The organism is Shewanella sp. BJSY2023SW001 (assembly GCF_047314685.1).
Classification (GTDB): Bacteria; Pseudomonadota; Gammaproteobacteria; order Enterobacterales; family Shewanellaceae; genus Shewanella; species Shewanella indica.
In genome coordinates this window covers 23,817-45,508 of record NZ_JBKORF010000022.1, presented here as the reverse complement: position 1 = coordinate 45,508, position 21,692 = coordinate 23,817, and the positions used below count along the sequence as shown (strand labels likewise).

The window sequence follows — 21,692 nt, the reverse complement described above, 5'->3', positions numbered from 1 at the left end:
GTCGCAGTCATCCAATGAAGGAGTGACTGACAACAGATGAAGTGAAACCCGGACAGAAAAGCCCGGAAGAGAGCGTCAGGCGGCCTGCTGACTGAAGCGATAGCGGAGGTTGGCGTCTTTCCAGCCCCCAAGGCGCAAACCAGCCCCGGGGTGCGTTAAGGTCCAATTCTGCTCGATAGGCAATTGCTCGGCAAAACCTATGCTGAGCACTGGCGCCGGTGGCATAGCGATTTCAAACGCCAATTCATAGGGCGGCTCGGGCACATCCTGCTGAGCGGCCATACTGAGACAGCGCAGACGAGCACCAGGGGCAGAATAGAGTTGGTCGCCCTGCTCGGAGCGCAGCAACTTGGATAAGTCAGACAGGGAAACCTTGCCATCCACCTCAGCTCTGCCACTAGCATCATGCTTGCCAAACTTGTGATACCGGGCCTCTTGGACTTGAGACTCCTGACCAACTGAGGTAGATGAAGCTATGGACAACGGCTCTTTGTCAGCATCTTGCTGACTGAGCTCGGGCAAAGCCTGTTCAAACGCCTTCCAGGTTGCATCTGAGGCAATCCCGGAATACACATTTCCCAGCAGACCTATGGCGATCAGCAGGGTAAAGAGGCGCATGATTTTCAGCAACAAGGTGTCCATTGATAATGGTTATTTGGGCGGATGCTAGCCTTTCAAGCCCTGGCGGGCAAATTAAACTTTGTCCATCTTGCACAAAAAAGCCGCCCGGAGGCGGCTTGATAACGCAATCAGATATATTCGACGGCAACAACTTCATATTCTGCCAGGCCACCGGGAGTTTGAATATTGACTTCATCCCCCAGATTTTTACCGATAAGGCCACGGGCAATTGGGGAGTTCACCGAGATCAGGTTCTCTTTGATATTCGCCTCATCGTCACCGACAATGCGGTAAGTCACTTCGGCATCTGTGTCCAGGTTCAGTATGGTCACGGTAGAACCAAAGATGATCCGGCCATTGTTGGGCATCTTGGTCACATCAATGATCTGGGCGTTGGACAGTTTGCCTTCGATATCGCGGATACGGGCTTCGCAAATGCCTTGCTCTTCACGGGCGGCATGGTATTCGGCGTTTTCTTTCAAATCCCCCAGTTCACGCGCCGCGGCAATTGCCTCGGTGATCTTGGGACGGCGATCAAACTTGAGTATATCCAGTTCTTTGCGCAACTGTTCTGCCCCAACCAGGGTCATGGGAACCTTGTTCATAATCTCTTTCGTCTCCTGTCAAACAAAAGCAGCCTCCGTCAGCCAAGGGCCAACAGAGACTCATTTTTCGGGTGAATGGGCGCCATTTTGTCTGCGGCGCCAGGGATGCATAGCGGAATACCGGGGAACACACCGGCCAAAACTCAATTCATCTTGGCTACAAGCTTACCTAAGGCATGGCAGGCTTGCCAGTGATGGCGACAAAAATCTCTGTTTCTGTGGCACCGACGATAATAAATTCATCTCAGTTAAGACTCGAAAGCACAGAGGGATAGCCCCAACCATTGTCTCCTACCTCGACCTGCTCACCGGTAAGGTACTGATACAAAGTCGGTGCCAGTGAGCCGTTATCCAGCGGCCCCAATCTCTGGCCGGGTTTGCTAGGCTCGCCCCAGAAACCTATGAAGGCATCTTTTTCCAGATAATGCTCGCCCGCATGACGCCCCGGCACCAGGGTGTTATAGCCAAATCCCTCTTTGGGGAAGAGGTTGATGGTGCCGGCCCTGTCTTCATCATAGAGGTGTGCCAGCTGCACCACGGCATCGGGTCTGGGACTCATGGCCGCCAGATTGCGCCACTGCTCGGCGCTGCAGCCCTTGGCACTCCCCAAGCACAATTCGAGCAGTTGTTGTTTGGCCGATAACTGAACATCAGACAGCGGCGGCAGATAAGGGTTGCTCTGAGCCAGTGCCAGCAGCTCAGGCGCGCCTTTATCATCAAGCGCCTGATAACGGATAGCGCCCGAGTCACGACTGATCATTTCATCTCGGCGCTGCCCGTTTCTATATCCCACCAAACGCACAGAGCAGCTATCAAGTGTGCAATCACTTTGACGCACCACCAGATAATCCAGCGATTCCTGCAACTCATCGGCAAGCAAGCTGACCATATCCAGCGCCTCGCTTTCTTTGACCTTAAAACGGGTCAACTCCTGATACAAGGGTTGCACCTGCCAACCTCGGTCCGAGTTAAAGAAGTCCAGCATATAGTTACCACCTGCGGTAGAGGCTATCACCAAGTCTACCCCATGCAGTGAAGGCGGGTTGAGGTTGTTGGTTATCTTGGGGCCTTCCCCTTCATCAGAGGAGATTTTGCTTATCTTGAGCTCGACCCCGCGTTGCTTGAGCGCATCTTGCAACACCAGTTCGGGGTTAAGGGTGTGATACACAGGTGCCAAACCATGATCGCCGGCCATGCCCCACAGCGTCTGCGGATAGATACCCGCGTCCCGATACACCTTGTCCAGACGACCGAGCCAGTAATCGAGCCGGTTAAGCTCACCGGTCGGCGCTATGATTTCGTCGCTGAACGGCCCCTTGAAATGGGCGAAATGATCCGGCCAGGGGTTATAAATAAGCAGATAGTCCGGCATCGCCTGTTCACTCAGCAAGGCCAGCTCATTAAGCTGTTCATTGAGCTTACCCCGCAAGCTCATGCGGGAAAACAGCCGCCAGGCCCCCATCTTGTCGTAGGCCTCGAGTTGCTTGCGAACCGCCGCCACGCTATGTTGCAAGTCCCTCTCGGCTTCGGCGCGCAGCGACAACTCATTGAGACAGCGCTGCTCACCAAAATCACGGATCGCTTCCCCCAGCCCCAGATTAACCAGGGCATCGAAACTGGTCTGGGCGTTCCAGTCATATTGGGCGTTGCAGTTTAAGGTCTTGAGATAATTCAGCCGGTCGAACATGGTACGCATGCCGCGGCTCTCCACCAGATTTTCGAGCTGCAGGGCGTCGTTGCCGAAAAAGTAATAGGCCCGGTCACGGGTGCGATCGACAAAGTGAAAATTGGGGATCCCTGTGCCACCCTTACCGGACACTGCGGCGCCTGTCTTGATAATCGGCAGATTGCGCACACTGATGGTCGGCGTGGAAGAGATGCCTCCTGTGGCTATGCCATTCTCACTCCGGCGATAGAGTGACTTGAAAAACGGCAGATAGTACTGGTCGGTGGCGCCATTTTTCACCAGTTGACGCAAAAAGTCCTGCTTGGGAGTGTGCTGCGGCCGCCCCTTGGCTGACGCGGGCGTGAGTTGCGACAAAGCCGCGTCCCTGGCAAGTACTTCTTTGAGATAAGGGCCGGAATTGGGTGCAACCAACGCCTGCATCAGTCCCTGGCTCAAGCCATCTACCGTTATCTGCACCGCTCTTGGGCGTTGACTCCAACTTGCCAGAAAATCACTCAGCCCCTTGGGATCTTCCTTGAGACTGGCCTGCATCCAGGCCGAAAAGGCTTTTGCCCGCTGCGCCGGTAATGCATATTGGCGATAGGCCTTGAGCACATTGAGACGGACAAAGTCGATAAGAGTAACGGTTATCGCCTGCGCCTTGTTGTTTACCTTGGCGGCATTTTCCGCCTTGCCATCTTCAATAATCAGCTCGAGGGCGCTGCGCATATCCCCCTCAGGCAGACTGCCGACATACTTGCCAATCTCAGTGATGATCAGCGGCTGAATGTCGGCAATCAACGCCAGATCTTCAGGGCTATCGCCAAGATAGTTGTAATGCTCCGGCAGTATCTTGCCAAGGGCCCAGTCATCATTGTTGAACAGGCGATCATAGACAGTCACCAACATGGCAACCAACTGGCGATTGAGCGTCATGCCCTCGCGTCTGTCATTGGCTTCAGCGGTCGGTTCGGTGTTGTCTTTAACCTGCTCTTCCAGGCTGAACAGCGAATGCTGCCAGGGCGCGATTTGCTCCTTGCTGTATTGGCTCAGCAGATAATCCCGGAACTGATCCCGGTTCTCGGCGCGGCTGTATCTGTCGTAAAAAAGGTAGAGAAAATGCCCAAGGGGGATGCTGTAGAAAGGATCCGACAGCCGGGCTATGACCCTGGCCTTGGTCGGCGCATCGAGCGGCAGCGTTAAAATGTAGGCATCCAGGCTCATACCGGCAACAGAAAATATCGCCAGATCGCGCCCTGTGGTGACACTGAGCTCCAACCCTTTAAACAACTGCTTTTGCAGCAGTTCGCCGCCGTGATACAAGGGTGCCACCAAAGGCACGGTGTTGATATCGGCCCGCACGCCGTTGCTGCCGAGGCTCAAAGCCAAGCCAAGGCTTAAGGCCAGAGCCTGCGTGTTACGCCGCCGGTAGAACAACCCTTTGACTCGCCCCGCAACGCTTTCCCGGCCCTTGGGCTTCTTTGAGACAGACTCGAGTATCATCACTTCCTTTCCCTGAAACATCTTGATTGCAGCATCTTAAATGAAACGCCTTGATAGTGAGCGAGTTTAGCAAGAGCCGCCAAGATCCCAAAGCCAAGGGAAGGTGCGAATAAGTCTTCGCGGCGTTCTTTTTTGTAGAGAGTGGCTTGCACAGCTATTGGCGTTCAAGGCATCTGACTGAATGCATGCCGGGGCCTGTCCGCACCTTCCCAAGAAGTTTGACCCAAATCATCCTGCCTACAAAAAAACAGGCCACCCTAATGGGTGGCCTGTTCAGTTTCAGTTACTGACTGACAGCGTTTACTTGTTGACTCTGGCGTGCAGTTCCTGCACCGAGGCAACATTGCTTCTGTCGTCGGCATCATGGGCCATACAGGTTGCAAAAGCCGCATTCATGGTGGTGGTGTAATTCACCTTGTGCTGCAGCGCGCCGCGGCGCAGCTGTCTGGAATCCTCGATGGCCTGACGACCCTCAGTGGTATTCACTATGTAGGTGTATTCACCGTTCTTGATCCGGTCAAGAATGTGTGGACGACCTTCATGCACCTTGTTCACCAGGCGAGGATTGATACCCGCTTCACCCAGCACCACAGCCGTACCGTGGGTGGCATCCAGCTCATAGCCGAGTTCAATCAGCTTGGCCGCCAGATCCGAAACCCGCTTCTTGTCGCTGTGACGAACAGACAACAGGGCGCGGCCTGACTTGGGTACATCCTTCACTGAGCCCAGTTGCGCCTTGGCGTAGGCTTCGGCGAAGGTATCACCCACCCCCATCACCTCACCGGTAGAGCGCATTTCAGGGCCGAGCAGAGGGTCAACACCCGGGAACTTGTTGAACGGCAGAACCACTTCCTTCACTGAGTAGTAAGGCGGGATCACTTCCTGAGTATGTTGCTGTTCGGCCAGTGAAGTACCGGCCATTACCCGGGCGGCAATCTTGGCCAGAGGCACGCCTGTGGCCTTGGAGACGAAAGGCACTGTGCGGGCGGCACGCGGGTTCACCTCAATCAGGTAAATCACGTCGCTCTTGACCGCAAACTGCACGTTCATCAGACCAACAACGCCCAGTTCCAGCGCCAGCTTGCGTACCTGCTCGCGCATCTCATCCTGAATCGCCTTGGAGAGAGTGTAAGGAGGCAGTGAACAACCTGAGTCACCTGAGTGAACACCGGCCTGTTCGATATGCTCCATGATGCCGCCGATAACCACGTCTTTACCATCGCAGATGGCGTCCACGTCTACTTCGGTGGCGTCATCCAGGAAGCGGTCCAGCAGTACCGGCGACTCGTTGGATACGCTCACGGCTTCGTTGAAGTAACGGCGCAGATCCTGCTCATCGTAGACGATTTCCATCGCCCGGCCACCCAATACATAGGAGGGACGAACCACCAGAGGGTAACCTATACGCTCGGCATCCAGTACCGCCTGCTCCAGATTGGTCACTGTGCTGTTTTCAGGCTGTTTCAGCCCCAAACGCTCAACCGCTTGTTGGAAGCGCTCACGGTCTTCGGCGCGGTCGATGGCATCCGGGCTGGTTCCTATGATGGGCACACCTGCGGCTTCCAGGGCGCGGGCCAGTTTCAGTGGCGTTTGGCCACCATACTGCACGATAACCCCTTTGGGCTGCTCAACCCGCACGATTTCCAGTACGTCTTCCAGGGTAACAGGTTCAAAGTAGAGTCTGTCAGAGGTGTCATAGTCAGTGGAAACGGTTTCAGGGTTACAGTTAACCATAATGGTTTCATAACCGTCTTCACGCATCGCCAGCGCCGCATGCACACAACAGTAGTCGAACTCGATACCCTGACCGATACGGTTGGGGCCGCCACCTATCACCATGATCTTGTCTTTATCGGACGGATTGGCCTCACACTCTTCCTCGTAGGTGGAGTACATATAGGCGGTATCCGTGGCGAACTCGGCGGCGCAGGTATCTACCCGCTTGTAGACAGGGAAGAGTTCATACTTGTGACGCAGTTTGCGCACTTCACTTTCAGAAACCCCCAGCAGTGACGCCAGGCGCGCATCGGAGAAACCTTTACGCTTCAACTTGCGCAGGAACTCCTGGGTAAGACCGCTCCAGCCACTTTCTTTGACCTTCTCTTCCTGCAGCACCAGATCTTCAATCTGCACCAGGAACCAAGGGTCTATGTTGGTGATGCGGCGGATACCTTCCATGGACATACCGGCGCGGAAAGCATCGGCGATATACCACGGACGCTCAGGGCCGACATCCTGCAACTCGTAACGTATCTTGGCCAGGGCTTCCGGCTCGTTGATATCCACGATAGGGTCAAAACCTGTCATCCCGGTTTCCAGGCCGCGCAGAGCTTTTTGCATCGACTCCTGGAAGGTACGGCCGATGGCCATCACTTCACCGACAGACTTCATCTGAGTGGTCAGGCGGTCGTTGGAGCCGGCAAACTTCTCGAAGTTGAAGCGAGGAATTTTGGTAACCACATAGTCGATAGAAGGCTCGAACGAAGCCGGAGTCAAACCGCCGGTAATGTCGTTCATCAGCTCATCCAGGGTAAAGCCCACCGCCAGCTTTGCCGCAACCTTGGCAATCGGGAAACCGGTCGCCTTGGAGGCCAGCGCAGATGAGCGCGATACCCGTGGGTTCATCTCGATGATCACCATGCGACCATCTTTGGGGTTGATACCAAACTGCACGTTGGAACCACCGGTTTCAACACCGATTTCCCGCAGCACCGCCATGGAGGCGTTACGCATCAGTTGATATTCTTTGTCGGTCAGGGTCTGAGCCGGTGCAACTGTGATGGAGTCACCTGTGTGTACACCCATGGGGTCAAAGTTTTCGATGGCGCAGACTATAATGCAGTTATCGTTACGATCGCGCACCACTTCCATCTCGTACTCTTTCCAGCCAATCAGCGACTCGTCAATCAGCAGCTCATTGGTCGGCGACAAGTCCAGACCTCGGGTACAGATCTCTTCAAACTCTTCGACGTTGTAAGCGATACCGCCACCGCTGCCGCCCATAGTGAAAGAGGGGCGAATGATGCAGGGGAAGCCCACTTCATTCAGTACCTTGTGCGCTTCTTCCATGCTGTGGGCAATACCGGCACGAGGACACTCGAGACCGATACTCTTCATCGCCTTGTCGAAACGGGCACGGTCTTCGGCCTTATCGATGGCATCGGCAGTGGCACCGATCATCTCGACGTCAAACTCTTTCAATACGCCTTTGGCTTCCAGTTCCAGGGCGCAGTTCAGCGCCGTCTGACCGCCCATGGTTGGCAGAATCGCATCGGGGCGTTCTTTGGCGATAATGTTGCGCACCACTTCCCAGTGGATAGGCTCGATGTATGTGGCATCGGCCATTTCCGGGTCTGTCATAATGGTTGCAGGGTTGGAGTTCACCAGAATAACCCGGTAACCCTCTTCTCTCAGCGCCTTACAGGCCTGGGCTCCCGAATAGTCAAACTCACAGGCCTGACCGATAACGATTGGGCCGGCACCCAGGATAAGAATACTTTGAATATCAGTACGTTTTGGCATTTTCTTCTATCTTCTCCCGGCGATTACAGCTTGACTTGGTGACGGTATTGCTCAATCAGTTCGATAAAGTGATCGAACAGAGGCGCACAATCGTGCGGCCCCGGACTCGCTTCAGGGTGGCCCTGGAAGCTGAAGGCCGGCTTGTCTGTCAGGTGGATCCCTTGCAGTGAGCCATCAAACAGCGACTTGTGAGTCACCTTGATGTTGGCAGGCAATGTGGCTTCATCGGCAGCAAAACCATGGTTCTGGCTGGTGATCATCACAGTGCCTTTGTCAATATCGCTCACAGGGTGGTTGGCGCCGTGGTGACCAAACTTCATCTTCAGCGTCTTGGCACCGTTGGCCAGCGCCAGCAGTTGGTGGCCAAGGCAGATGCCGAATACCGGGATATCGGTTTCGAGAATTTGCTGAATCGCCTTGATGGCGTAATCACATGGCTCCGGGTCACCGGGGCCGTTGGAGAGGAATACCCCATCCGGTGCCATCGCCAGCACTTCACTGGCAGACGTTTGTGCGGGAACCACAGTCACATCACAGCCTCTGTCTACCAGCATTCGCAGTATGTTCTGCTTCACGCCGTAGTCATAAGCCACTACCTTGTACTTGAGTTCTGACTCGGGAGTATCGACCGGCAGGCCGCTCTCCAAACGCCAGGTTCCCTTGCGCCAGGTGTAAGACTTGTCGGTCGTCACTTCCTTGGCCAAGTCCATGCCTTTCAGCCCAGGGAATGCCTTGGCGGCAGCCAGCGCCTTGTCTACGTCCTGCTCACCCACCAGAATGCAACCGGCCTGAGCGCCCTTCTCCCGCAGAATACGGGTCAGCTTACGGGTGTCGATATCGGCGATACCGACTACCTTGTTGGCTTTGAGGTAATCACTGAGGGATTGTTGGTTACGGAAGTTACTGGCGAGGAGGGGAAGATCACGAATAATAAGACCACAGGCATGAACTGCATCGGATTCTGTGTCTTCAGTGTTAGTACCGGTATTACCGATATGTGGGTAGGTTAGAGTTACTATCTGGCGAGAATAAGATGGATCGGTGAGGATTTCTTGATATCCGGTCATCGAAGTGTTAAAAACGACTTCTCCGACTGCGATCCCATCGGCACCGATTGCTGTGCCGGAAAATACGCTTCCATCTTCGAGTACGAGTAAGGCAGACTTTGTCAACGCGACCTCCGAGAAAAGAGCCAAGCCACTGAAATGTAATGTTTTTATCTTTGTTTAAAGTACCAATTTCCGCTAAAATACGAAATTTTGACAAATTCCGCGCATCCTACACGAGAAATAGCAATCCGTCTATAGCTTGGCGGACGAATTCGAAAAAAAACCGCCAATCGGCGGTTTTTTAAATAATGTCACAGGGGGTTCAACCCCAATACCTGTTGCATGTCGTAGAGCCCGGCATCCTGTTCCTGCAACCAAAGTGCCGCACGCATGGCGCCGTTGGCAAAGGTCATTCGGCTGGAAGCCTTGTGAGTGATCTCTAAACGCTCGCCCATATCGGCAAACATGGCGGTATGCTCGCCCACCAAGTCACCCGCTCTGATAGTGGCAAAACCTATGGTGTCGCGCTCACGCTCGCCGGTGATCCCTTCGCGGCCATAGACGGCGACTTTTTCCAGATCCCGCCCCAGTGTGTTGGCAATCACTTCCCCCATCTTCAAGGCGGTACCTGAAGGAGCATCCTTCTTGTGTCTGTGATGGCCTTCGATGATCTCTATGTCGGTATAATCACCCATGACTTCCGCCGCCAGTTCCAGCAGCTTCCACATCAAGTTAACCCCAACCGACATATTGGGTGCCAATACCACAGGGATCTGCTCGGCAAAGGCCTCAATCTGCGCCTTTTGCGCCGAATTGAAACCTGTAGTGCCTATCACTATCGCCTTATGATGGCGGGCGCACCAATCCAGATTGCTGAGGGTGCCTTCCGGGCTGGTGAAATCCACCAGCACATCGAAGTCATCCGCAACTTGATCCAGGCTATCGCAGACCCGGACATGAAGACAACCGACCCCGGCCAACTCCCCGGCATCGACTCCCACCAGAGTCGAGCCAGCGCGCTCGATGGCCGCGCCCAGAATGATCCGGCTGAAATGCGCGGCCGCTTCTATCAAGGTACGCCCCATACGGCCGCTGCTTCCGGCAACCGCAACTCTGACATGTCCACTCATAACTTTCTCCACATACAGGCTAAAAAAATCGCCTGAGTCAGACTCAAGCGATTTTGGTATTACAGAATGTCCAGCAGTTCCACTTCAAAGACCAGAGTGGAATAAGGCGGGATAGCCGCCCCGGCACCGCGCTCGCCGTAGGCCAGGTGATGCGGTACATACAGCTTGTACTTGGCGCCAACCGGCATCAGTTGCAGCGCTTCGGTCCAACCGGCAATCACGCCGGAAACCGGGAATTCGGCAGGCTGACCACGGGTTACTGAACTGTCGAATACTTTACCGTCGATAAAGGTACCGTGATAGTGAGTACGAACGTTGGAATCATAGCTTGGCTTCTCGCCTGAGCCTTCGTTGATGATTTCGTACTGCAGACCTGATTCGGTAGTCACCACACCTTCACGTTTGGCGTTTTCGGCCAGGAAAGCATTACCTTCGGCAGAAGCGGCTTCGGCAGCCTCTTCCTGCGCCTTTTGCAGGCGACGGCTGATTTCAGAGAAAGCAACCTGCATATCTTCCATGGAAACAACACTCTCTTTGCCGTCAAATGCATCGGCCAGACCGGCTTGAACGGCTGGAATATCCAGACCTTCGAAAGAGTTTGCGGCCAGTTGCTCACCCAACTGGCGGCCTACGCCGTAGCTGGCTTGTTGTTCAACACTGGTGAACTTATCAGACATAATCAGTTTACTCTCAGTTTATCTGTGAATTTTTCGCGGCACAGTGTAACACTTATCCGGGTTCAAGTGTTGCGCTTATTCGTATCCCTACGCTTTGTTCATTCGCCGAGTCTCAAGCCAAAATGGACAGAAGGCCGAGCCTCAAGCCGACTTTGTTAACCTCATTTTTGGCAAGAGCTAAATTTACCCTTGCTCGCCTGATAGAGCGGCATCATCTGCGCTTGTAAATCACGCAACTGGGCAATGCGGTTCTCATTGGATGGATGAGTCGACAACAGCTCCGGCCCCTGACCGCCCCCCGCCTTGGCCATGTTTTGCCATAAGGTCACCCCGGCTCCAGGATCGAAGCCGGCCCTGGCCATCAGCTCCAGCCCCATCACATCGGCCTCGGATTCCTGCGCCCGGCCATAGGGTAAGATATAGCCCACCTGCACCCCAAGCCCCAGGGCCGCCATGTAAAGATCGGCATTGGCTACTTGCCCCATCCCCAACGCCGTACCGGCCAACTGCATACCGGTATTGCTGAGTTGGGCCCGTGAGGCCTGTTCATTACCGTGCTGCGCCAACACATGCGCTATCTCATGGCCGATTACCGTTGCCAGTTGGTCTTCATTGTTGGCCACCTTAAGAAGCCCGGTATAGACACCGATATGACCACCAGGCAAGGCAAAGGCGTTGACCTGATCCGACTCAAACAGTACCCATTGCCAATGTTGTTGCGGCAATAAAGAGGTAATACGCTGCGCCACACAGGCAACATAGGCACTGGCGGCCTTGTCCTGGCTCTGCTTCTCTTTTGCTTTTATCTGCTCGAAAGAGGCGGTACCCATCTGGTTTATCTGCTCGGGCGAAAACAGTAACATCTGCGAGCGCCCGGTGGGCGACTGAGTAGTGGAGCAGCCTGAAAGAGCTCCCACAAAGAGTATGGCAAGTAGGCCGAAAATTCGGTTATTCATCTTTTATCTTCCGGTGATAAAGTTTCCCTGGATTTTACCTGAGTGTCACACGCAAGCACAGCTTGTCGTATCGCCAATGATCCCGCCGGCCAAAAGCCAGCTGCGCGTACAGCCAAGGCTTGAAAAAAGTTGACCTCTGGCTTGTCAGGCACCACACTGATTGAGATACATGGATACGGCAAACGCCGTTATCCACTTATAAGTGACTCTTTACCAAACGTCTTTTTATAGGTTCCAACTCATACAATGCTTGAAGAATTAGCCTTGGGGGGATTGCTGTTCAGTCCTTTGGTTCTCTTCGCACCTCTTGCGCTCGCACTCTGGTTTCTGACCAGACTGGTTCTTCACTGGACCGGGCTGTACACAAAAATCTGGCGAGTGGCCTGGTTCGAAGTCGCCCTGTTCGTGTGCTATCTGGCACTGATTATCTACCTGTTTGAGAGTTGACACTTATCATGGCAAAAGTACTGCGCATCTCCATTACCTTGCTTCTCGTGCTGGCAGCCTTAGTGGCCGGATATTGGATTTGGAATCACTACCTCTATTCCCCCTGGACCCGTGATGGCCGGGTGCGGGCCGAAGTCATTACCCTCTCGGCCGATGTCTCAGGCTGGGTCACTCAACTGAATGTTAAAGATAACCAACAAGTTAAACGTGGCGATCTGCTGTTTAAGGTGGACGATACCCGTTATCAAGCCGCCAGTACCGAATTGGCCGCCGAGCTGGAAAACAAGCTACACGCTTGGGAACTGGCCAAGCACAAATATGAACGGCGCAAGAATCTCACCGGCCGCGAGGTGATCAGTGAAGAGGATTTGGAAACTGCACGGATCAACACAGAGTTGGCCAAAGCCAGCTACAACTTAGCAAAGGCCAGACTCGACAGCAGCAAAATAGATCTTCAGCGCACTCAGGTTCACTCCCCCGCCGATGGCACCATAATCAACCTCAGCCTGCGTCAGGGCAACTATGTCAACCAGGGCAAGGCGGTATTATCTCTGGTTAAACAAGGCTCTTTCTATGTCACAGGTTACTTTGAAGAAACCAAGCTGCCACTAATAAAGGTAGGCCAAAAGGCCAAAATCAGCCTAATGAGCGGTGGCAAGCCGCTCAGGGGCGAAGTGATCAGCATAGGCAAAGCAATTGCCGATACCAATACCAATGCCAATGGTCAACTATTGCCGCAAATTCAACAGAGCTTCAACTGGGTCAGGTTGGCGCAGAGGATCCCTGTGGATATCAAGCTGGACCCGGCTTCGGAACAACATGAACTCAGCGCCGGATTGACGGTTTCCATCCAACTGCAAGCCGAAAAATAATATGCCCCTATCTCCCACGCTGGCGGTATTTCTGACCCCGGACAAGCGCACGCTAATCTTCGCCACCAAAGGGGTGATTGCCATGGCACTGGCATTGACGGCGGCGCTCTATCTGGACTTGGAGCGCCCCTACTGGGCGCTGGTATCGGCAATATTCCTGCAGATGCGCCCCGAAAGTGGCCTGGTGCTGGAAAAAGGTCTTTGCCAGATAATAGGCACCCTGGTAGGCGGGGTTGCCGGCATAGCTATTCTCAGCATTTTTTACGGTGCCCCCGAACTGGCCATGCTCACCCTGGCGCTGTGGTTGGGGCTCAACTCTGCATTGTCGGCCATGGTACGCCATATCAACTTTGTCTACGCCTTCGCCATGGCGGGGATCACCCCCTGTCTTATTGTGCTCTTAGTGATGGTAAGCCCAGCTACAGCAAACAGTGAAACCATCTTCGCCGTCGCCCACTCCAGGGTCAGCGAAATTATAGTCGGTGCCATCTGTGCCACTCTGGTGAGCCAGTTGCTGTGGCCAGTCAGAGTCACCGAAGGGCTACAAAAACAAACCCGTAAAATAGTCAACCAAACCCTGGAATACCTCACACTGGAGCTGGATCTCAACGGCTCCCATGAAAATCGCCATAATCAGATAGACGCAATTCTTGAATCACTGGCAGCAGCCAGCGACGATGCCAACGCTCTCAGCTACGAGGGTCCGGAAGGCCCGGGACGCAGTCGTGCGGCCAATTTGTTATTCAACAAGGTGTTATCATTGCTCGCCGTGATCCAGATATTCGGCCGTTTGCAGCGTAACCATGAAGAGTTGATGACAGGCACCCTCTCAGGGCTAATCCGTACCCTAAAAAGCAACTTCAAGGCGATGTCCGAGTCGGACGATTTCCAATTCTGTTATGAATTGGCACACAGGCAAAGGCGCGAAATCATCCACTTTCGCAACACTCATACCTGTATCAGCCCACTGGAATCGCGGCTGCTGAAAACCGCCTCGGAGCTGGCCAGCGATTTGGTGCTGGTGCTGCGGGCATTCAAGGCGTTGGAGTCACCGGATAAAACGCTGCTCAATGCTCCCGCAATGCAGACCCACAGAGATCCCCTGCTGGGGCTTATCACGGGTGTCAGAACCATGCTGATTTTCCTGATAGGTGCCGGGATGTGGATTGGCACCGCTTCCAGTGCGGCCCTGATGATAATGACTATGCCGGTGATCTTCTCCATCATGATGGCCAGACTGCCCTTACCCCTTTTGAGCATGATCCTGCGGCGACTACTGATAGGAGTAATGATAGCCATTCCTGTCGCAATATTTTACGCCCTCGGACTACTGGCCCAAAGCAGCGGCGATATTGAGATCATGTTGTTGGTATTGGCAGGCCCCTTCTTTATTGGTCTGATGGCCCTGGCCAATCAGGCCACCCTGCCCTACGGCCTTGGATTTTGCATACCATTTGCCATTTTGGTCAGCCCCGGCAAAGACATGAGCCAGGCTTTTGCCGTAGACAACACCCTGAGCAAGGCGATGGCCATCTTTGTCGGCGTCAGCATCCTCTATTGGCTGTTTAAGCTGGTGACTGAGCCAGGAGTCAAAATGATGCAGCAACGCCTACTCAACGCCACCCGCAAAGATCTGATTGAGATGGTCAAACAGGACAAGCCTGAAGACTGGTTTAATGCCCGTATGGCTGATCGCTTGCTGCGCTTGGCCAATTATGAACGCAGCAGCCAGAGCAACAACCGAACCCTGACCGACTTAGGCCTCACCGGCCTTAACCTGGGCCATGTATCAATGCGTCTGCGCCGCCTGCTGGCCAGCATCAGCGACAGCCAACTCGACGAACTACTGCAAGACTGGCAACTGGCGCTCGCCAACGCCTTTATCTTCTGTTCCCGCGGCGAAAATCCACCTGATTTCCGTAACAGTTGCGAACGCCTTTTAGCCCGGCTGCAAACCGATGGTTTGACACAGGAGCAACTGGAGATGGTTCAGGGGATGTTTGAGCGCCTGATAATGACGTTTGAGCGCAGCGCCGCCATGATAAGCAAGGCCAATGCACCCGCAACCCAAGCTGAGTCTGCGCCAAAGCAAGGGCAAGAGTCTGCGCCACCGCAAGAGCAAGAGTCTGCGCCAAAGCAAGGGCAAGAGTCTGCGCCACCGCAAGAGCAAGAGTCTGCTTCCGAACAAAAGCCTTAGGCAAAGACCTGAAGCTCAGCGCCATAAGTCATCCAACCCGATAGAAACTTGCAAACTACTTGACTGCTCAAGTAAGCAAACCAATACTTGCACAATCAAGTATTGATAAAGCATTGGTCAAGTTAATTTCGTTTCCAGAGGTTTCACAGATGACACAACCCATAACGACAAGCATTGTGCTTGCTATAACCGAGATGCACAGTCAACTGCAACGCAGTCTGGCAGGCAGGTTGTCGCTGCACGGTATCAGCTTCAGCGAGTTTTTGGTACTGAGACAATTGGCAAAGGCCGAGGGCAATAAACTCAGAAGGATCGACCTGGCCCAGGGTGCCGGGCTCAGCGCTTCGGGGATCACCCGCCTGCTTAACCCAATGGAAAAAATTGGTCTGGTAGACAAGGAAACTGCCAGCCGTGATGCCAGAGTCAGCCTGGTAGCCCTGACACCGGCGGGCACTAAGATTTTTACTGAGGCCGAGGTATCATTTCAGCAAGTCGCCGATGAGTTTATGTCACGCTTGAGTGAGCAAGAGCAACAACTGTGGCTAAGCCTGCTCCATAAGCTGGGTGCCTGAATATCAGGGCTCTGAATACCAGACAGTAACTCTGAACATTGCTATTCTAAAAGTGCTTAAATCCGCGGCCGGAAACAGCAGAAACGGCATAAGTATCGAGTGCGACATTCACGCCAGCTCAAGTATGACCCCAAAAAAAACCGATGCCTTGAGCATCGGTTTTTTGTTTCGGTAGAGCGCCGGTTAGCTATTCAAATCCTGAAAGAACTTTTTCACTCCATCGAAGAAGCCTTCAGCCTTGGGGCTATGTTTCTTGGATGCGCCGGTGACTGAAGTTTCAAATTCACGCAGCAGCTCTTTCTGACGCTCGGACAAGTTCACCGGCGTTTCCATCACCACTTTGCAAAGCAGATCGCCAACCGCGTGACTGCGCACCGACTTAACCCCTTTACCGCGCATGCGGAACATGCGGCCGGTCTGGGTTTCCGCCGGGATCTTCAGATTAACCTTACCGTCCAGTGTCGGCACTTCCACTTCACCGCCGAGGGCGGCCTTGGCGAAGGATATCGGCACTTCACAATAAAGGTTATTGCCGTCACGGACAAAGATTGGGTGCTCGCGCACAGTAACCTGTACATAGAGATCCCCCGCCGGGGCTCCGAATTCACCGGCTTCACCTTCACCAGCCAGGCGGATACGATCACCGGTATCGACACCGGCCGGAATTTTCACCGACAGTGTCTTGCTCTTTTCTATGCGGCCATCACCGTGACACTTGCTGCAAGGTTCTTTGATGATCTTGCCGCGACCATGACAGGTAGGACAAGGTTGCTGCACCGCAAAAAAACCCTGACGCATCTGTACCTGACCGGCACCGTGACAGGTACCACAAGTAGTAGCCGAGGTACCCTTCTTCGCGCCGCTGCCATCACAGAGATCACAGCTAACCAAGGTTGGGATCCTAAGCTCACGGGTAATACCACGCACCGCTTCTTCCAGCGACAGTTCCAGGTTGTAACGCAGATCTGAACCACGGGCAGCTTGACGATGCCCGCCGCGACGACCACCACCGAAGATATCCCCGAACACGTCACCAAAGATATCACCGAAATCAGCGCCGCCACCAAAACCACCACCGCCACGGTTAGGGTCAACCCCAGCATGACCAAACTGATCATAGGCAGCTTTTTTGTCTTCGTCGGTCAGGATCTCGTAGGCTTCTTTGACTTCTTTAAAGCTGGCCTCGGCCGCCTTATCGCCCGGATTGCGGTCAGGGTGATACTTCATCGCCAGGCGCTTATAGGCCTTCTTGATCTCCCGCTCGCTGGCGTCGCGACCGACGCCCAATACTTCGTAATAATCTCGCTTTGACATAATCTCACGCTTTCCAAGCTGGATTCACACAAGCGGGCGTTAGGGTTGCCCCGTAACGCCCGCCGGAATTAATCGAGTGTTACCACCCAATTACTTCTTGTCGTCTTTAACCTCTTCGAACTCGGCATCGACAACGTCATCGGCCTGGGCATTGCTGCTCTGGGCTTCGCCTTGACCTTGGCCTTGTTGTGCCTTGGCCTGAGCGATTTCCATCAGCTTGGCAGAAGCTTCTATCAGCTCTTGAGTCGCCTTCTCGATAGCTTCTTTGTCGTTACCCTTGGTGGCAGTTTCTACAGCGGCCATAGCGGTTTCAATCTTGGCCTTGTCGTCTGCTGCCAGAGCGTCACCGGCTTCTTCCACCTGTTTCTTGGTAGCGTGTACCAGACCGTCAGCCTGGTTGCGGGCGCTGACCAGTTCTTCAAATTTCTTGTCTTCCTCGGCATGAGCCTCGGCGTCGCGAACCATTTTCTCGACTTCATCATCAGACAGACCGGAAGAGGCCTTGATGGTGATGTTCTGCTCTTTGCCTGTCTTCTTGTCTTTGGCAGACACGTGCAGAATACCGTCGGCGTCGATGTCGAAAGTCACTTCAATCTGTGGCATGCCGCGTGGAGCAGGCTCAATACCTTCCAGGTTGAACTGACCCAGTGACTTGTTGGCGCTGGCTTGCTTACGCTCACCCTGCAGCACGTGAATGGTCACTGCGCTCTGGTTGTCGTCTGCTGTAGAGAAGGTCTGCTGCGCCTTGGTAGGAATAGTGGTGTTCTTCTCAATCAGCTTGGTCATTACGCTGCCCATGGTTTCAATACCCAGGGACAGAGGCGTTACGTCCAGCAGCAATACGTCTTTCACGTCACCGGCCAGTACACCACCTTGAATCGCAGCACCTACGGCTACCGCTTCATCAGGGTTCACGTCTTTACGTGGTTCCTTGCCGAAGAAGTTGGTTACCGCTTCCTGAACCTTAGGCATACGGGTTTGTCCACCCACCAGGATCACTTCGTTGATGTCAGACACTGACAGGTCGGCATCGGCCAGAGCCACTTTCAGAGGCTCCAGTGAGCGTTGGATCAGGTCTTCAACCAGAGATTCCAGTTTGGCACGGGTGATCTTAACCACCAAGTGCTTGGGACCTGTCGCATCAGCAGTGATGTAAGGCAGGTTCACCTCGGTCTGAGTGGTGCTGGACAGCTCAATCTTGGCCTTCTCGGCAGCTTCTTTCAGACGCTGCATAGCCAGAGGGTCGTTACGCAGATCCAGACCTTGCTCTTTCTTGAATTCGTCAGCCAGGTAGTTGATCAGACGGTTGTCGAAGTCTTCACCACCCAGGTGAGTATCACCGTTGGTTGCCAGTACTTCGAAAGTCTGGTCGCCGTCGTTGCTGTCGATTTCGATGATGGAGATATCGAAAGTACCACCACCCAGGTCATATACAGCAACAATGTTGTCGCCCTGCTTCTTGTCGATACCATAGGCCAGTGCCGCAGCAGTTGGCTCGTTGATGATACGCTTTACTTCCAGACCCGCGATACGGCCGGCATCTTTGGTGGCCTGACGCTGAGAGTCGTTGAAGTAAGCAGGTACTGTGATTACCGCTTCAGTCACTGGCTCACCCAGGAAGTCTTCAGCAGTTTTCTTCATCTTTTTCAGTACTTCAGCAGACACCTGAGGAGGTGCCATCTTCTTACCATGGCTTTCAATCCAAGCATCGCCGTTGTCGGCCTTGATGATTTTGAAAGGCATGATGCTGACGTCGCGCTGAACTTCATCATCAGTGAAGCGACGGCCAATCAAACGCTTGATGGCAAAGAAAGTGTTGGCAGGGTTGGTCACAGCCTGACGTTTTGCAGGTGAGCCAACCAGCGTCTCGTCTTCAGTGAAGGCGATGATAGAAGGTGTTGTGCGATCGCCTTCGGCATTCTCCAATACGCGAGCCTTGTCACCATCGAGGACAGCTACACAAGAGTTTGTTGTGCCTAAGTCGATACCAATAATTTTACCCATGAGGTCCTCCGAAAAATCTTTTCTTTCGAACTGAATATGTTTATCTGATTTCAGATATGGGGGTAAACTCGCTGTTTTCAAGTCCGTTGTAGATGGCCCCCAATCTTGCCTTACCCCCTATATAGGGGCGTAAAACTGCTTTACAAGGGCCAGGAAGAAAAAAATAGATTTTTTTGTACAATCTTTTTACGCATCGTCGGTGCCGGAGATCTTTTTTTGTTTAGCAGTACTGAATAAAATAGTGTCGATTGCGACCGTGGCAGAACCAGCCATAAAACAAGAGTAGAAACAGAGACCTCTAAAGTGAAAAAATCCCAGCTGGCCCTGATCTACGGAATGGCCGCCGTATTCCTCTGGTCCACTGTTGCGACCGCCTTTAAAATCGCCCTCGGCTTTTTCTCGCCGTTGCAACTGGTGTTTATTGCCGTTATCACTTCATCCATCTGTCTGGGGCTTATTCTTGCCTGGCAGGGGAAACTCACATTATTAAAGCAGCAGTTTCGCGCCCGGCCCTGGTTTTATCTGCAAACCGGAATACTGAATCCATTTCTATATTATCTGGTACTGTTCAAAGCCTATGATCTCTTGCCGGCGCAGCAGGCGCTGTCGCTGAACTACACCTGGGCGGTACTGTTGCCACTGCTTGCCGCCCCCATGTTGCAGCAAAAGCTGCAACTCAGCGACATGCTGGCGGCCATCACAGGCTACTTTGGAGTACTGGTGATAGCCACCGGCGGTAATCTGTTATCGATGGACTTTGAAAACCCCTTCGGTATTCTGCTGGCACTCTCCAGTACCCTGCTATGGTGCCTATATTGGATCATCAACACCAAAGACAAGGGCGATGCCATTGTCAGCCTATTGCTGAGTTTTTTGGTGAGTCTACCGCTGATAACCATCACCCTGCTGACAACAGAAAGTCTGCCCTCTTTGCATTGGCAAGCGCTGGGAGCCGGTGTCTATGTGGGGCTATTTGAGATGGGCGTCACCTTTGTGCTCTGGCTAATGGCACTGAGAACCACAGAGCGGGCAGCCAGCATCACCAATCTGGTGTTTCTGACGCCACTCATGTCCATGGTGTTTATTGCGCTGATATTGAAAGAAGCCATCACTCTGGCGACTCTGGTCGGTATGGGACTTATCCTGTCAGCCCTCTTGATACAGAAACTGCTGAAACCCAAGGCACCGAAAATGAAGGTAGTGTGATACGCCATATTAAGCCATTATTTAAGGGCAACGAAGATTCTCGGCCTTATCTGTGCAACTCGTCTAATGTTGGAAATTGATGATGGCCCTATGATGATGGCCCAATACCCAGGAACCGCCTCATACAGTAAGCGTCGGGTAAACTGGCACATAAAGGTAATGCCGTAGAAGGAGCTTTTTAGCCTCACAATCCGTTACCCCAAGAACCGATAGCCGATTGAATTTCTGTAAACTAATCCAAACTGTCAATTTAGAAAGCCAAATCCAACTGCTGTAGAGTTTCCTCTGCCGATGAGTGGCTGTCATCCTGGCTAACCAAGCCGACAGCGACACCCAGCAGGCGGATGCCACGGCCGTTGGCTCTTTGCAATGCCTGGGTCAGCAAGTCATCCAGCAGACGCACAGATAACTCTCTCGAGCGGGTTTCTATAGTGGTCTGTTTAAAGTCACTGAACTTGAGTTTGACCACCAGCTTTTGAATTTGCCTGTCTTTGGCTCCGCGCTCCAAACGGCGGGCCAACTCCTGCACCAACTGTGGCATCACCTGACGACACTGAGCCAGGGTATGGATATCCTCTGCCAGCGTGGTCTCTACCCCGACCGATTTACGCTCTCGGTTGATGGTCAGTTCACGCTCGTCTATCCCCTGAGCCCTTTCATAAAGTAAGCTTCCAAACTTTCCAAACCTCTGTTGCAATATGGCCAAAGGCACCTTCTGTACATCCGCACAGGTATGCAGCCCCATTTCGGCCAGTTTCTGAGCGGTGACCTTACCGACTCCGGGGATCTTGATAAGCGGCAGTTTTTTTACAAACTCAGGCAGCGCCTGTGGCGTGACCACATACTGGCCGTTGGGCTTATTGAGATCTGAGGCCACCTTGGCGAGAAACTTGACCGGAGCGATACCCGCAGAAGCCGTAAGGCCTGTTTCCGCCAGGATATCGGCGCGAATAGCCTCGGCAATTAGGGTGGCCGAACCTTGGTATAACGAGCTATCGGATACATCCAGATAGGCTTCATCCAGCGACAGAGGTTCAATCAGTGAGGTATAGCGGGCGAAGATGGCCCGGATCTCTGCCGAGACTTCCTTATAGACAGACATGCGCCCGGGGATCAGCAGCAGATCCGGGCAAAGCTTTAACGCATAGGCCGAGGCCATGGCAGAACGAACGCCAAATTTACGCGCCTCATAATTACAAGTGCTTATCACCCCGCGTCTGTCACTACTGCCGCCTACGGCCAAAGGTCGGCCACGATATTCTGGAAAATCACGCATCTCCACCGCGGCAAAATAGCAGTCCATGTCGATATGTATGATCTTTCTCAAGCTTGCTTTCCGGATCTCAAAGGG

The 21,692-nt window shown here is 53.5% G+C and carries 16 protein-coding genes; 5 read left to right on the top strand and 11 right to left on the bottom strand.

What is annotated here, in order from left to right; all coding sequences use genetic code 11:
• Positions 1–75: 75 nt before the first annotated feature.
• The 8 genes from ACMHXH_RS05190 to ACMHXH_RS05155 all read right to left on the bottom strand — a co-directional run bounded on the left by ACMHXH_RS05190 (position 76) and on the right by ACMHXH_RS05155 (position 11,729).
• Complete coding sequence (locus ACMHXH_RS05190) at positions 76–642, bottom strand: hypothetical protein (RefSeq protein WP_144361804.1); 567 nt, start codon at positions 640–642, stop codon at positions 76–78.
• Positions 643–749: 107 nt separating this feature from the next.
• Positions 750–1,226 carry a transcription elongation factor GreA gene (gene greA, locus ACMHXH_RS05185; protein ID WP_039033631.1) on the bottom strand — a complete coding sequence of 159 codons (477 nt, stop codon included), beginning with the start codon at positions 1,224–1,226 and terminating at the stop codon, positions 750–752.
• A 244-nt stretch (positions 1,227–1,470) separates the two neighbouring features.
• On the bottom strand, positions 1,471–4,416 hold the full coding sequence (locus ACMHXH_RS05180; RefSeq protein WP_335912253.1) for an alkaline phosphatase family protein: 2,946 nt from the start codon (positions 4,414–4,416) through the stop codon (positions 1,471–1,473).
• Positions 4,417–4,695: 279 nt separating this feature from the next.
• A complete protein-coding gene (gene carB, locus ACMHXH_RS05175) occupies positions 4,696–7,917 on the bottom strand; it encodes a carbamoyl-phosphate synthase large subunit (protein WP_100144222.1) in 3,222 nt (1,073 codons plus the stop codon).
• A 23-nt stretch (positions 7,918–7,940) separates the two neighbouring features.
• The gene (gene carA / locus ACMHXH_RS05170) at positions 7,941–9,089 is read right to left on the bottom strand and encodes a glutamine-hydrolyzing carbamoyl-phosphate synthase small subunit (RefSeq protein WP_335910193.1); all 1,149 of its coding nucleotides are present in this window, start codon (positions 9,087–9,089) and stop codon (positions 7,941–7,943) included.
• A 188-nt stretch (positions 9,090–9,277) separates the two neighbouring features.
• A complete protein-coding gene (dapB, locus tag ACMHXH_RS05165; protein WP_039033628.1) occupies positions 9,278–10,096 on the bottom strand; it encodes a 4-hydroxy-tetrahydrodipicolinate reductase in 819 nt (272 codons plus the stop codon).
• Positions 10,097–10,155: 59 nt separating this feature from the next.
• The gene (locus ACMHXH_RS05160) at positions 10,156–10,773 is read right to left on the bottom strand and encodes an FKBP-type peptidyl-prolyl cis-trans isomerase (RefSeq protein ID WP_039033627.1); all 618 of its coding nucleotides are present in this window, start codon (positions 10,771–10,773) and stop codon (positions 10,156–10,158) included.
• 161 nt (positions 10,774–10,934) lie between these two features.
• Positions 10,935–11,729 carry a M48 family metallopeptidase gene (locus ACMHXH_RS05155; protein ID WP_039033626.1) on the bottom strand — a complete coding sequence of 265 codons (795 nt, stop codon included), beginning with the start codon at positions 11,727–11,729 and terminating at the stop codon, positions 10,935–10,937.
• Between the two features lie 246 nt (positions 11,730–11,975).
• Between ACMHXH_RS05155 and ACMHXH_RS05150 the strand changes: the two genes are divergently transcribed.
• The 4 genes from ACMHXH_RS05150 (at position 11,976) to ACMHXH_RS05135 (ending at position 15,817) form a co-directional block, all read left to right on the top strand.
• Positions 11,976–12,176 carry a DUF1656 domain-containing protein gene (locus tag ACMHXH_RS05150; protein WP_039033625.1) on the top strand — a complete coding sequence of 67 codons (201 nt, stop codon included), beginning with the start codon at positions 11,976–11,978 and terminating at the stop codon, positions 12,174–12,176.
• Positions 12,177–12,184: 8 nt separating this feature from the next.
• The gene (locus tag ACMHXH_RS05145; RefSeq protein WP_039033691.1) at positions 12,185–13,048 is read left to right on the top strand and encodes an HlyD family secretion protein; all 864 of its coding nucleotides are present in this window, start codon (positions 12,185–12,187) and stop codon (positions 13,046–13,048) included.
• Position 13,049: 1 nt separating this feature from the next.
• Positions 13,050–15,245 (top strand): FUSC family protein, encoded by a 2,196-nt coding sequence (locus ACMHXH_RS05140; RefSeq protein WP_162206774.1) that lies wholly within the window; start codon positions 13,050–13,052, stop codon positions 15,243–15,245.
• 149 nt (positions 15,246–15,394) lie between these two features.
• Positions 15,395–15,817 (top strand): MarR family winged helix-turn-helix transcriptional regulator, encoded by a 423-nt coding sequence (locus tag ACMHXH_RS05135; RefSeq protein WP_215773284.1) that lies wholly within the window; start codon positions 15,395–15,397, stop codon positions 15,815–15,817.
• A 183-nt stretch (positions 15,818–16,000) separates the two neighbouring features.
• On the opposite strand, the gene dnaJ is transcribed toward ACMHXH_RS05135, so the two are convergent.
• Positions 16,001–17,131, bottom strand: coding sequence for a molecular chaperone DnaJ (dnaJ, locus tag ACMHXH_RS05130; protein ID WP_039033623.1), 1,131 nt, complete (start codon positions 17,129–17,131; stop codon positions 16,001–16,003).
• A 90-nt stretch (positions 17,132–17,221) separates the two neighbouring features.
• Entirely contained in the window at positions 17,222–19,135 is a 1,914-nt protein-coding gene (dnaK, locus tag ACMHXH_RS05125) for a molecular chaperone DnaK (protein WP_039033622.1), read from the bottom strand.
• A gap of 303 nt (positions 19,136–19,438) precedes the next feature.
• Between dnaK and ACMHXH_RS05120 the strand changes: the two genes are divergently transcribed.
• Entirely contained in the window at positions 19,439–20,341 is a 903-nt protein-coding gene (locus tag ACMHXH_RS05120) for a DMT family transporter (protein ID WP_233962550.1), read from the top strand.
• Positions 20,342–20,591: 250 nt separating this feature from the next.
• Here the strand turns inward: ACMHXH_RS05120 and dinB are convergent, their stop codons facing one another.
• Positions 20,592–21,668, bottom strand: coding sequence for a DNA polymerase IV (dinB, locus tag ACMHXH_RS05115; RefSeq protein ID WP_101095273.1), 1,077 nt, complete (start codon positions 21,666–21,668; stop codon positions 20,592–20,594).
• Positions 21,669–21,692: the final 24 nt, after the last annotated feature.

Coding starts and splice junctions, on each gene's coding strand:
- ACMHXH_RS05190 (WP_144361804.1), bottom strand. CDS start 642: ATGGACACCTTGTTGCTGAAAATCATGCGCCTCTTTACCCTGCTGATC.
- greA (WP_039033631.1), bottom strand. CDS start 1,226: ATGAACAAGGTTCCCATGACCCTGGTTGGGGCAGAACAGTTGCGCAAA.
- ACMHXH_RS05180 (WP_335912253.1), bottom strand. CDS start 4,416: ATGTTTCAGGGAAAGGAAGTGATGATACTCGAGTCTGTCTCAAAGAAG.
- carB (WP_100144222.1), bottom strand. CDS start 7,917: ATGCCAAAACGTACTGATATTCAAAGTATTCTTATCCTGGGTGCCGGC.
- dapB (WP_039033628.1), bottom strand. CDS start 10,096: ATGAGTGGACATGTCAGAGTTGCGGTTGCCGGAAGCAGCGGCCGTATG.
- ACMHXH_RS05160 (WP_039033627.1), bottom strand. CDS start 10,773: ATGTCTGATAAGTTCACCAGTGTTGAACAACAAGCCAGCTACGGCGTA.
- ACMHXH_RS05155 (WP_039033626.1), bottom strand. CDS start 11,729: ATGAATAACCGAATTTTCGGCCTACTTGCCATACTCTTTGTGGGAGCT.
- ACMHXH_RS05150 (WP_039033625.1), top strand. CDS start 11,976: ATGCTTGAAGAATTAGCCTTGGGGGGATTGCTGTTCAGTCCTTTGGTT.
- ACMHXH_RS05145 (WP_039033691.1), top strand. CDS start 12,185: ATGGCAAAAGTACTGCGCATCTCCATTACCTTGCTTCTCGTGCTGGCA.
- ACMHXH_RS05140 (WP_162206774.1), top strand. CDS start 13,050: ATGCCCCTATCTCCCACGCTGGCGGTATTTCTGACCCCGGACAAGCGC.
- ACMHXH_RS05135 (WP_215773284.1), top strand. CDS start 15,395: ATGACACAACCCATAACGACAAGCATTGTGCTTGCTATAACCGAGATG.
- dnaJ (WP_039033623.1), bottom strand. CDS start 17,131: ATGTCAAAGCGAGATTATTACGAAGTATTGGGCGTCGGTCGCGACGCC.
- dnaK (WP_039033622.1), bottom strand. CDS start 19,135: ATGGGTAAAATTATTGGTATCGACTTAGGCACAACAAACTCTTGTGTA.